Annotated in this window: 9 protein-coding genes; 3 read left to right on the top strand and 6 right to left on the bottom strand. The window is 57.4% G+C overall.

What is annotated here, in order from left to right:
* The 5 genes from NMC31_RS20335 to NMC31_RS20315 form a co-directional block, all read right to left on the bottom strand.
* On the bottom strand, nt 1-279 hold a 279-nt coding region (locus NMC31_RS20335), incomplete at its 3' end, for a hypothetical protein (protein WP_198640220.1).
* Between the two features lie 288 nt (nt 280-567).
* Nucleotides 568-2367: a UvrD-helicase domain-containing protein gene (locus NMC31_RS20330; protein WP_004883039.1), complete on the bottom strand. Its 1800-nt coding sequence runs from the start codon at nt 2365-2367 to the stop codon at nt 568-570.
* A 2-nt stretch (nt 2368-2369) separates the two neighbouring features.
* The gene (locus NMC31_RS20325; protein WP_004883041.1) at nt 2370-4508 is read right to left on the bottom strand and encodes an AAA family ATPase; all 2139 of its coding nucleotides are present in this window, start codon (nt 4506-4508) and stop codon (nt 2370-2372) included.
* A 105-nt stretch (nt 4509-4613) separates the two neighbouring features.
* A complete protein-coding gene (locus NMC31_RS20320) occupies nt 4614-6023 on the bottom strand; it encodes a Shedu immune nuclease family protein (RefSeq protein WP_004883043.1) in 1410 nt (469 codons plus the stop codon).
* Nucleotides 6024-6084: 61 nt separating this feature from the next.
* Entirely contained in the window at nt 6085-6276 is a 192-nt protein-coding gene (locus NMC31_RS20315) for a type II toxin-antitoxin system RelB/DinJ family antitoxin (protein WP_004883046.1), read from the bottom strand.
* Nucleotides 6277-6955: 679 nt separating this feature from the next.
* Between NMC31_RS20315 and NMC31_RS20310 the strand changes: the two genes are divergently transcribed.
* From NMC31_RS20310 to NMC31_RS20300, 3 genes are all read left to right on the top strand, one after another.
* Complete coding sequence (locus tag NMC31_RS20310; protein ID WP_004883049.1) at nt 6956-7786, top strand: DUF932 domain-containing protein; 831 nt, start codon at nt 6956-6958, stop codon at nt 7784-7786.
* An 80-nt stretch (nt 7787-7866) separates the two neighbouring features.
* Nucleotides 7867-9933 (top strand): ParB/RepB/Spo0J family partition protein, encoded by a 2067-nt coding sequence (locus NMC31_RS20305; protein ID WP_004883050.1) that lies wholly within the window; start codon nt 7867-7869, stop codon nt 9931-9933.
* A gap of 810 nt (nt 9934-10743) precedes the next feature.
* On the top strand, nt 10744-11058 hold the full coding sequence (locus NMC31_RS20300; RefSeq protein ID WP_004883051.1) for a DUF736 domain-containing protein: 315 nt from the start codon (nt 10744-10746) through the stop codon (nt 11056-11058).
* A 302-nt stretch (nt 11059-11360) separates the two neighbouring features.
* Here NMC31_RS20300 and NMC31_RS20295 read toward each other — a convergent pair whose 3' ends face one another.
* Nucleotides 11361-11693 carry a helix-turn-helix domain-containing protein gene (locus tag NMC31_RS20295; RefSeq protein ID WP_004883052.1) on the bottom strand — a complete coding sequence of 111 codons (333 nt, stop codon included), beginning with the start codon at nt 11691-11693 and terminating at the stop codon, nt 11361-11363.
* Nucleotides 11694-11712: the final 19 nt, after the last annotated feature.

The raw sequence follows: 11712 nt of genomic DNA, 5'->3' as shown, positions 1-11712 counted from the left end.
ATCAAGCTGTGGCCCATAAAACTTGGCTGCGTTTGGATGGTCGCGTTTGGCTTCAAATTCTTTCAGAATGGCCGCCTTTTCATTCATGCAGCCCTCCGTATAAGCACGCATTACGTCTGCCTGAAAGCTCTCATTTGCCAGAGAGGTTTGGATGAGGGGAAGCAATTTCTTGACAAAGATCGGGTCTTTATTAAGAAAGACGTAGCAAAATTTCCCAAAGCTGAATAACGCGATTTTTTCCGAAGAAAATTCATTGATTTCTTCAAAGATATTTTTCATATTTTTTACTCAACTCGCCGTAGTCCAAATAGTAAGCGACGGAACCTTGAGCGTCTCCACTTTGTGGATCGCGCTGCTCCACGTTCGCTATTCGCTCATCCCTGACGGGACTGGCATTCGCCAGCCCTCCACGGCCCGACACTGTGATCCGGGCCTGCGCGCTCCGCTTGCATGTTGAGCTGGCGACAGCAGGGCATGCAGAGCGAGCCGCGCGCAGATGATTCAGCCAAACGCTAAACAAAGCTGTAGGGCATCCCATAGAGAGCGCGGTTGCGCTACTCGTGATTTCTATGGAATTTGATCGTATCCAAAACTGCATGAGGCAAGCTTGCGAGTTACTTGATACTCTTCGCCAGAATACTGGCGAACTCGACCTCGTTCCGAAACAAGGTGCAGGTTCTTCCTTGCCCGCGAACCAATGACATACAGCAATTTCATCGCGCTTTCTTGACCGTTCGGATCATTGAAATGCGGCACCATATCTTCTAATAATGCATAAGCGATCACTGCATCGAACTCGGCTCCCTTGACGCCGTGTATCGTCGAGATGGTGATTCCAGTCCTATGCTGAAATACCTTCCTGAATGTCTCAATATCGCCTATAAATTCGCTACCTTCACTCTTCAATCGATTTACCCGGGCTTGCGAACTATCGAAGAAGGCAACGTGATGCTCTTGAAGCAGCGTGAAAAGGCGAAAGTCGATTGCTAAGTTTGCAAACAGACGCTCGAAAAATGCGCTCAAGTAGGTAAGACCATCTGTTTCATCGATCTTAATTGCATTGCACTCCCTCAACAAGGACCTCCGCGTGAGCTTCGACACGCTAGCCCCGGCCGCCTCTAGGTCATTCAGAATCTCCCCGGCCCACCGCAGTCTGCGCACATACATTCCCGGCGATGCCTGAGTAAGTGCAATCTTAGAAAGCCTGTACCAGAAATTCTCTGTGTCCCGTGCAAAGGGAACCATACCGGGGCCATCGAATGAGTACTCCGGCATGCTGGCGACCAAACGACGTGTCATGCTTGCAAGATGCGTCCACTGTGGCGCGAGAATGCACACCTCGTGAGGTGAGATGCCCATAGTCTCAATGTTGAAACGGATGAGCCGGATGAGCTCAGCGTCCAGATCATTTTTGCTCACTGTGTCGTCGAATGAAATAAGGCTTGGGTACGCCTTGTCCTCGGATGCGGCTTCGATGCGTGTGTTGTGAACGTTGTAGTTTCCGAAGTACTCAATGATGCGCTCAGAAGAACGGTAGTTCCGCGACAGTTCGAGTTCGTCCAAATCGATATTGGCCATCGCCTTGAAATCCTCGAAGGCAATCGGATATCCGCCAAGCGATTGATAAATCGCCTGGTTAGGATCTCCGACAATAAAGGCCTTGGTCGCACCTTGACCAGCTTTCAGAATGGCGGTGATGATCGAATACTGAATTCGTTTGGTGTCCTGATACTCGTCGATCAGCACGAAAGAGAACAACTGTGCCAGAAGAGTGCTGATCGCAGGATGACGTGCGATCAGTTGGTACGCATAGTAAAGAATGAGCTCAAAGTCTAGCTGCCGACTTTCGTGCAGAATCTCAAAATACTTGCCCAATATGACGTGAAGACCCGAATGCTTCCAATCTTGTGGGCAGGAGAGCACATATCCAGTTTCGGTGTAATAAAACTCACAATCCCAGAATGTTATTTTTGGCTTCTGGTAAGGCTTGCACAATGCCTCCAGGATTTTCTCGCGCTCATGCTGATCGATCACACGGAAGCCTCGATCCAACGCTTCGTGATAGATGCCGTACGGTTTCAATATCCATTCAAGACAGAACGAATGTATCGTTCCTATCCATAATCGGGATGTATCCACCCCAAGGCTCTCAATGCGCTCGTGGATTTCGTCGGCGGCACGGTGCGTATAAGTGATGGCAACGACAAACTGCTTGTTCGATTTCAGCCTGGACAACTCATAGGCGATTTTGTAGGTGAGCGTGCGCGTTTTCCCGCTGCCCGGGCAAGCGATGAGAAAGACGCTCCCTGGCTTCAGAATGGCTGCTTCCTGCTCGGGATTCAGATCATCTTTGTTCCACATGAACATGATCAGAACACCGCGAGTACATCGTTGATGCGATCATCTGGGAACGTGGCAAGCATCTCGTTTCGGATGCCGACGAAGTCGATGTCTCCATTTCGGAAGGCCAGCAGCTTGGCCCTAAAGTCGTCGAATACGGCAGACGCAGTGAAGATATCTTCTGCATCGATGTAGTTCACGCGGTAGCTCAGCACGTTAAACCAGACTTCCTTAGTGACCACCGGATGCGCAAAAGCGATGGCGTCCAAGATGTACTTCGGAATGGCGGTCTGCGGATCGATCTTCTTTCCCAGCAAGATGGCAAACCATCCCTTGCCGTAGTTGTCCGCCATGGTCAATGCGCGCTGACCGAACAACGCGATGTCCGCTGATTCGAGCTCCGCCTTGGCCGTCGCGATGGTTGGTGCATCCTTGTAGACATCAGGAAGGATGCCGACCACCTTACGCGCATTGCCGGCGGCAATGAAGTCGACCTCGAAGGTATGGGGGGCAAAGAATGGAGAAACCCACCCGTTATCTTTGAAGGTGTCTTCCAATAACGCTTTCCTGGCGACCCCTTTTTCCTGGGATGCCTGATACTTGCCCTTGCGCCGGAGCAGCCCTTCGGAGTCTCCCGCCGCCGGCGTTGTGTCAATGATGGACTTGTCAAGGTCGGTGACGATGCTGCACCGCTTCCGGATTCGGGCATCATCGAAAAGAACCGCGACGTTCTGAAATCCAGTGCTGCGGATATTAATTAAACTGATGCCGAGTTCATCAAGGCTGACGCCTAGCACGTTCTTGATCAGGATCGGAACGAGAATTTCTTCTGCATCGCCCTCCACTAAGAGGACGCTCTTGGCAAACAACAAGTTGCTACGGACAGCATCCAGGTAGCGTTGAATGTTGCCGATCTCTTCTGGGTTTAGGCCAATTGCAGGCTGGTATGCCTCGCAACGATCACCTTCTCTGCCGAGGATGTTCACGTTCTGAACATTGCTGACCTCAGAGATGTGCGTCGAATGGGTCGAATAAATGATCTGTGTGTCGTCGTATTTGAGCTTGTCGAACAGTGTTTTCTGGATATGTGTGTGAATGTGAGCTTCCGGCTCTTCGATAAGCAGAAAGTTGGCGATCGACTGTTTAGCCTTTTGATACTTGAATTCAAGCAGTTTCAACGTGAGGAATATCAGGTTTGCTCCACCAAGGCTCAGCTCGTGGATCGGTCCTTCGTGGCTCTCCCCCGATTCGCCAACGAACAGCTTGAGCGACTGGAACAACTTGTCAGCTTCGTCTGGCAGATCCGACTTGATAGAAAGAGAAGACGGCGAATACGCCTCACCCGCCGCATCCTTGATGGTGTCTCTGATATCCGTCCGGACGACCTGCACGTCTGGCAACGCTTCGATGGAGTCATTCAATGCCTTTACCCCGTCGGTGATAGCCTGGAACGCCACGGGGTCGATATCGCCGCTCTTGCCCTTCAGAAGCGAAAAGAGCGGATTTGTCCGGTTGTTGTGAAATTCGGAGACGACGTCCCGTAGCGCCTGGACGAAAGTGAACGAAATTTCTTTGGAGACGGACAGCACGTTCGGAATCTTCGCGCCGATAACACGAAATTCAACCTCTTCATTGAATCGAACATTCGCGAAGTCGCCGACCACATCCTTATAGAAGGCCTCGTCGTTGAAGTCGGCTTCACTCCGACCTGTGAAAATCGTTTCATAGTCGTCGATGGTGACCGGGTTCAGGATAGCGTCGAGGCCTGCCTGATCACCATCGTTCAATTGAGAAAGTCGCAGCCTGATTTCCTTCTTCGGACGAAAGATCAGGTTGTAAGTGGCCTTGCCGTTCGCCTCTTCCTCAATTACGCCCGTCCCATGTCGGAAGAGCGCCTGCACTGATTCATCCGCAGAGATTTCCTCAAACTCAAGACTGATGATGATCCAATGTCCCTGCCAGCGCCCTAGGCCGCGATGAAAGTCGGTATGCTCCAGCCGGTAGGCAGAGCGAATCATGTTGTCATCAAGCAGCAATCTGATTGCGCGAAAGAGATTGGTTTTGCCAGATCCATTTTCGCCGATGACAGTGTTGATACCCTTCTGGAACAGCAGCTTCGTGTTGGGAAAGTTCCGGTAGTTGACCAGGCTGAGCTTGGATATATGCATTTGATTCAATCTTGTTGTTGAAATCCACATGCCGATCGGCCGATGGATTGGTTGAACACTGCAGCCATTGATCCCAACTACGGAATGGCCAACTGTCAGTTGGTTTTAGAACGGCACCGTGTCTAAGGTAGGAATCGGTTGGAGCGCATTTTTAATCTCGGTTAGCCTTGCAAGTAGTTCATCGAAAGTCACGATCACGATCTCTGCGAACGCATTTCGAACGAGCTCGAATGACTTTCTTTGCTGATGCTCTTGTGGCGTCATGCCAGCGACAACTATGCAGCGAACCGCATAGCTGTGGAGGTCGTATCGGTTCATGTTATTTTTTATGACGGGTAGTTCACTCTGCAATTTGAAACGCTGATCTAGAATTTGAGCAATCGCTCCACCCAATTCTGTCGATGGGCCAAAAACATCATCTCCACGATAGGGAGATTTTCCTAGCAGTTCGGTTTGCGGCTTTTTTATCTCAATGAGGCCAAGATTGCCCGTGGAAGCGGATGCGTATAGAAAATCTGAAAATTTTCCGCCGGACCCGTTAAGTCGCTTGCCACCTGCATAAGCTTGCCCCTGAACCAGCATGGCTGGAACGGCAAATGCAAGACTAAGTATGAAAGGATTTTCCAGAAAGAAGCTTTGCCACTTGCTTTCCGTCAGTCCTTTTCCAAGCATTTCCTGGTATCGCTCAATCAGTTGATTCAGTGTGATGAGCTCAATATCATTCTTTAATGCCAGCAGCGAGCGCGGCTCAGATTCCGCCAGTGCTTCTATATTGTCTTGAACCATGCGAACAGCGGCGCGCCGATCACGCTTGGAAAGCGTCACATGCTGCCGCCCACCATCGGTCATTTCCGTTAGTGCATCAGGTCTTACGCTCTTCTTTAGAGCGGGAAATTGTGCTGAATCGGCAGCATGTAATAAGGTCTGGTAGACATGAAATTGCTTGTCCTTGCGCGCGTCTCTCTGGTGGCGAGAGGCTATGCGATTTAATTCTTTTCTTAATTCATGAAATCTTCTTATTCCGAGAATAAAGAATGGCGAATCAATTTTCGCGTCATTTCCTTTGTGGACAATGAGTATGCTTACGTTTTCTAAGCTGGCGGCTGTTTCGCAAATTTGCCGATATTCCCACAGAAGCCCCAAACCGAATCGAAAATCTTTGGCAAACCCATCCGGCAACTGCTCAAGAAGCCCAACGACATCGTCAGTAGTCTCTGGCAGTATGTAGGGCTCGATAACAGGCCGAGCGACGACGATGCGTTCAAGGGTGCCGTATTTAGGTTGCAGGTAATCGTCGCGATCTTCTCGAATATTAAGAGGCCAAATGGTCAATCTGTCTGGACACACATTGAGCAGTCTCGCTATTGGCGAATCCGGCTTGCGCTCCGCTGCGGGAATATCAGTGAAGAAAACGTTAATGCCTTCCTCTTCCGGTTCGGCTGCTTCAATGACAAGGAAGGGGCCGCCGTCCAAACGCTCACGTTGATTGAATGCTGAAGGTCTGATAGATGCCATGAACTATTCTTGATCCCTACTGTTCAGAGAAACGATTTGCGGGCCTTGCCTCAGCGCAACCTTATGGTGCCTTCCGATCAGAATCGGACGACACACGATTGATGTCAAAGGGGAGTGCCTTATCTGCCGCGATTCGGGTCAGCAGCATCCGAATCGCATCCGAAATTGATAACCCCATTTCAGCCAGAACAACAGTTGCGGCTTCTTTAATCTGCCCGTCAATCCGGGCACGAACGACGTCGTTACTTGCCATTGTTGCGCTCACAATAGATGTAGCTACATTGTGGCTCATAAGTACTATTGCGTCACTTACATTTTGTTGTGAACAGTAGAGCATCCCGGCGTGCCGCCGTCGGGCTCGCGGGCGTTGCCCCGCGCCTCGTGCCGAGTCGCGGCCATGCGGCTTTGATCCCTGATGCCTCCGGCCGTCTCTTCGCTCCTGGCCTGCGCGCGGCGCTTGCCCTCCAGGGGATCGGCTGGACAGCCCATCCCCGCCGCGCCTTGCTTGGCGCCCCTCGCATGCACCGAACAGGTTGCACCTGATCGACCAACAGCCATCCAGCTAGGCGTGCCGCTGGCACGCAGGGGCGCTCGCCGCGCGGCGTTGGTTTCAGCGCACCCCCTGGCCCATTGGCCGCTGTTCGTCTTTCCCCAAGTTCATCGCTTTTTCCCGCGACCGTAGCCCGCGGTGCCTGGCCGTCAAGGCGCGCAGGGCCGAGTCCTCGCTGCGCTGCGGGCCGCACCAACCCTGCGCTTCTCCCTTGACGGCCAGTCCCTCGCTGGCCCGGTTTTTCGCGGGCGATGAACTCAGGAAAGACGGCGGCAAACAGGACCGGCCCAGGTCTCTGCGCCGAACCAACCGAAGCCACAACGGGCTCCGAATCTTGGAATCCGGTCAGCTTTGAAACCACAGCAACTCATTGGAGAAAACCATGCAACTCGCATCTCGATTCGCTTCCCATTCCCCGACGCTGCGCAGTGACTACCCGCTGTCCGACGACCAAATCCGCCGCGTAGCCCCGTCCATCTTCGCGGAGGCCCCGCACGATAGCCGCTCCGAACGGTACGCCTACATTCCCACCGCCGCCGTGCTGGCGGAACTGCGCAAGGAAGGGTTTGAACCCTTCATGGCAGCGCAAACCCGCGTGCGGCACGACGACCGCCGCGACTACACCAAACACATGATTCGCCTGCGCCATGCCAGTCAGATCAACGGCGCGGAAGCCAATGAAATCGTGCTGCTGAACTCGCACGACGGCACCAGCAGCTATCAGATGCTGGCCGGAATGTTCCGGTTCGTTTGCAGCAATGGCCTTGTGTGCGGCGATACCGTGGCCGATGTGCGCGTGCCGCACAAGGGCGACGTGGCCGGTTCTGTCATCGAAGGCGCTTTCGAGGTGTTGAGCGGCTTCGAACGCGTGAAGGAATCCCGCGACCTGATGCGCGCTATCACGCTGGACGAAGGCGAAGCCGAAGTGTTCGCCCGTTCCGCGCTGGCCCTCAAGTACGACCCCACCGATAACAAGCCCGCGCCCATCACGGAAAGCCAAATCCTGATGCCGCGCCGGTTCGACGACCGCCGCCCGGACTTGTGGAGCGTGTTCAACCGCACCCAAGAAAACCTGACCAAAGGCGGATTGCATGGCCGCAGCGCCAACGGACGCCGCCAGCAGACCCGCCCCGTGCAGGGCATTGATTCCGATGTGCGCCTCAATCGCGCCCTCTGGATGTTGGCCGATGGCCTGCGCCAGTTGAAGGCCTGATTCCCCACGCGGCAGGGGCAGGCAGCAGCCCTTGCCGCTTTCTTCGCTGCTGCATCCCTGAACCGATAGGAGTTATCACCATGAACGCCATTACCCAAACCGAAGCCCGCGCCCTCAACACCGCCGCCGCTATCCCGCTGGAAGCCGCCGACCCGACCAAGAACCTGATTTTGGTTCCGCTGTCGCGGCTGGTGTCGCGTCCTGCTGGCCGCAACGTGCGCAAGACCCCGCGCATGTCCATTCCCGAACTCGCCGCGAGCATTCAGCGTGTCGGCCTGCTGCAAAACCTCATCGTCATTGCCGCCGCCGATGGCGAGCATTACGAAGTCGTGGCCGGTGGCCGCAGGCTGGCCGCGTTGAAGCTGCTGGCGAAGAAGCGCCGCATCAGCAAGGAATGGGAAGTGCCTTGCCTGTTGGTGGCCGATGGCACCGCCCGCACGGCCAGCCTCACCGAGAACGTGCAGCGCGAAGCCATGCACCCCGCCGACCAGTTCGAGGCATTCGCCGCGCTGGTGGCCGAAGGCCGACCCATCGAGGACATAGCCGCCGATTTCAGCGTCACGCCGCTGGTGGTGCAGCGCCGCTTGAAGCTGGCGAACGTCTCGCCCCGGCTGCTGGCCGACTACCGCGCCGAAGCCGTGACGCTCGATCAGTTGATGGCCCTTGCCATCACCGACGACCACGCCGCGCAGGAAACCGCGTTCTACGACGCGCCGACGTGGCAGCGCAACCCTTCCCAATTGCGCGACCGCCTCACCGAGCGCGAGATTGACGCATACCGGCATCCGCTGGTGCGTTTCGTGGGGCTGGATACCTACGGAGCCGCAGGCGGTGGTGTGCGCCGTGACCTGTTCGCGGAAGGTGACGCGGGCGTGTATCTGACCGATGCCGCGCTGCTGGAACGGCTGGCGCAAGACAAGCTGGCAGGTATCGCCGCCGAGGTGAAGGACGAAGGCTGGGCGTGGGTGGATGCCACCCCCGCCGTGACCCATGCCGACCTGCACGCCTTCCAGCGTGCGCCGAGGGAGCGCCGCGAACCGAACAAGCGCGAAGCGCAGCGCATCGAGAAGCTGCAAACCAAGATGCACGAACTGGCCGCCGCCGTGGATGACGCGCTTGATACCGAAGACGAGGAAAAGGCCGATGCCTTGCAGGAAGAAGGCGAAGCCGTGGGCGAGCAGTTGCAGGCGCTGGAAGATGGCTTGCAGGACTACGGCACGACCGTGAAGGCCGCAGCCGGTGCCATCGTCACCATCGACCGCAACGGGCAGGCAGTGATTCATCGCGGGTTGATGCGCGAGGCCGAGGCCAAGGCGCTGCGCACACTGGAACGCCTGCGCCAAGGTTTCGGCAGCGAAAGCGAAGCCGGGAACGACGACGAAGGCGAGGACGACGAGCAGCCCAAGACCGCCGCCATGTCCGACAAGCTGGCGCAGCGGTTGAGCGCCCACCGCACCGCCGCGCTGCAAATCGAAGTCGCCCGGCATCCGCAAGTGGCGCTGGCCGCGCTGGTGCATGGCATGGTGCAGACCGTCTTGCAGGGCAGCCACTACGGCCACGACTTGCCGCTGGGCGTGAGCCTGAAAGCGCAAGACCGGCTGGAAGGCATCGCCCCGGATATACCGGATTCGCCCGCCGCCGTGGCGCTGCGCGAGTTGCAGCAGGTAGCAGGCGAAGGCTTGCCGGAGGACAGCGCCGAACTGTTCGCCGTGCTGCTAGCGAAGTCGCAAGATGAACTGGTGCGGCTGCTGGCGATATCCGTGGCCGTCACGGTGGACGTGGTGACACCCCGCGCCACGCCGCAGCAACCGGGCGCGGAACTGGCGCAGGCTGTCGGCTTGGACATGGCCGCATGGTGGAAGCCCACCAATGAGGGTTATTTCCGGCATGTGCCGAAGGCCGCGATTCTGGAAGCCGTGGAGCAGTACGCCCCGGCGCACGTCACCCGGCTGGCGAAGTTGAAGAAGGCCGACATTGCCAGCGAAGCCGAGCGGCTGGCCGATGGCACCGGCTGGATGCCTGCCATCTTCAAGGCCGAAGGCACCGACGACACCACGGCGCAGGATGCGCCGCAGGCGGTGACGAACGACGAGCCGGAAGCCATCGACAACGACGACGAGCAGCAGGCCCACGCACTCGCCGCCTGACCTTCACCACCACCGAGCGCCCCGGTTTCGGCCGGGGCGCTTCGCTGTTCCATCAGCATCGGCCCCAGGCCGTTCCGCCCTGGTGCCGATGGTCAAAAATCCGGGCGCGGCGGTGGCCGCGCCCGGTTTCCAAGCCCAAAGCCAGAACGCCCCTTCGCCGCCTTCGGGCGGACGGCGAAGGGGCGGCGCACAAGTGACCTTGTGCGCGGGAAACCCTCGAAGCCCATAAGTGCGTCGGCGCACAGCGCCGACGACATTCCGAACGCGCCCCACCGCAATGGACGGGCGTGTGGGGCTACGCCCCGGCTTGCTGCCGCAGGTTGCACGAAAGCGTGCCGTCCTCGACGCTGGCGGTTCGTCGCCTGTACGTCACGAAGGACGGTTCACCGACACGCCGCCCGGCCTTGCAATGGAGCTTCCACGCCACGCCTCACGCAAAGGGCCGCAAGCAGCAGTAGGGACGCTTTCACCTTGTCGCTGGGCATTGTCCTTGCCCGTGTCAGGGCGCAGGCCGGTGAAGCCGTCGCGCGGGGATGCCGAGTCGGCCATGCCTCCATTCGGGAGCGGGCGGCCAGTACGTCCTTGTGTTGTTGTGAATCCTGGCGGTGGCTGGGCTTCATGGCCGCAACCTTCCAGCGAAAACAATTCCCCCTGCGCTGCGCGCATTCCTCGCGGGACAAATTCTTTTCGCTTCCAGGTTCTCCACGGTGTTGCGACCGCTGCGCGGTGCGGCCAGCCCATCCCCCGCCGGACGGATCACAACAAGGACGCACTGGCGCGACCTTGTTCAACCCGAAAGGAGAAATCATCATGGCTAACATCGGCACCTTCACCGCAGAGAAAGACGGCTTCACCGGCCAGCTCCGCACCCTGACCCTCAACTTCAAGGTCAAGCTGGTTCCCAACGACAAGGGCGAGAACGAAAGCGCCCCGGACTTCCGCCTGCAAGCGGCCGGCCACGACTTCGGCGCGGCGTGGAAGAAAACCAGCGAGGCCGGGCGGGATTACCTGTCGGTGGCCATCGACGATCCTTCATTCCCGGCGACGGTCTATGCCCGCCTGATCGAAGGCGAGAATGACACGCACGACCTCATCTGGTCGCGCAGCAAGCCCAAGGCGGCCTGACGGCCGCCCACCGCGCCCCGCCCATTGCGGCGGGGCGCGGTGCTGCTGATCGCAGCATCGCACGCACAGGGTTTCGGCAGTTGCCCCATGTCCCGCATGTCCAAGGCCAGCATTGCATTGGTGATGGTCGAATGGCTCGAAGCCCGTGGCAGTAGGAACAGCATGGCGTGTCGGCGCATTGCGCCGCCGGGCTTTCGGGCTGCGCCCCATGCCGCCAATGGCGTCATGTCCATTCGGCTTCAATCCCTCACGCCTTCGCGCCTGGCGGCGCTGCGCGCTCCGCTTGCGGGCATTCAGACGCGCTAGGGCGCGTCGCGCTCTTTCAGCACGGCCTCGAACTCCTGGCGCACCCGCGCCAGCAGTTCGTCGGCCTTGTGCGTGTCGTCGCCGGCGTAGGCCAGCGTCAACAGCGTCAGCGGATGCACTTCCATGACCTCGCACAGCTCGGTCAGCTTGTGCAGGGTCGGACTTTTCAAGTCGCGCTCCAGCGTACTCATATAGGTGCGGCTGGACACGTCGGAGAACGCTTCCTGGCTCAAGCCTCGCGCCTTCCTGACTGTCCGTATTGCCGTTGCCAATGAGTGTTTCGCTGTCACTAACTTGGTTTCCCCATAAAAACCAAGATGACAGCCCATTGCGCCCTATAGGGCTACA

It is taken from the genome of Pseudocitrobacter vendiensis, assembly GCF_943590815.1.
GTDB classification, from domain to species: domain Bacteria; phylum Pseudomonadota; class Gammaproteobacteria; order Enterobacterales; family Enterobacteriaceae; genus Pseudocitrobacter; species Pseudocitrobacter vendiensis.
This window is presented reverse-complemented; position numbering and strand designations above follow the sequence as displayed.

Coding starts and splice junctions, on each gene's coding strand:
- NMC31_RS20330 (WP_004883039.1), bottom strand. CDS start 2,367: ATGTTCATGTGGAACAAAGATGATCTGAATCCCGAGCAGGAAGCAGCC.
- NMC31_RS20325 (WP_004883041.1), bottom strand. CDS start 4,508: ATGCATATATCCAAGCTCAGCCTGGTCAACTACCGGAACTTTCCCAAC.
- NMC31_RS20320 (WP_004883043.1), bottom strand. CDS start 6,023: ATGGCATCTATCAGACCTTCAGCATTCAATCAACGTGAGCGTTTGGAC.
- NMC31_RS20315 (WP_004883046.1), bottom strand. CDS start 6,276: ATGGCAAGTAACGACGTCGTTCGTGCCCGGATTGACGGGCAGATTAAA.
- NMC31_RS20310 (WP_004883049.1), top strand. CDS start 6,956: ATGCAACTCGCATCTCGATTCGCTTCCCATTCCCCGACGCTGCGCAGT.
- NMC31_RS20305 (WP_004883050.1), top strand. CDS start 7,867: ATGAACGCCATTACCCAAACCGAAGCCCGCGCCCTCAACACCGCCGCC.
- NMC31_RS20300 (WP_004883051.1), top strand. CDS start 10,744: ATGGCTAACATCGGCACCTTCACCGCAGAGAAAGACGGCTTCACCGGC.
- NMC31_RS20295 (WP_004883052.1), bottom strand. CDS start 11,693: ATGGGCTGTCATCTTGGTTTTTATGGGGAAACCAAGTTAGTGACAGCG.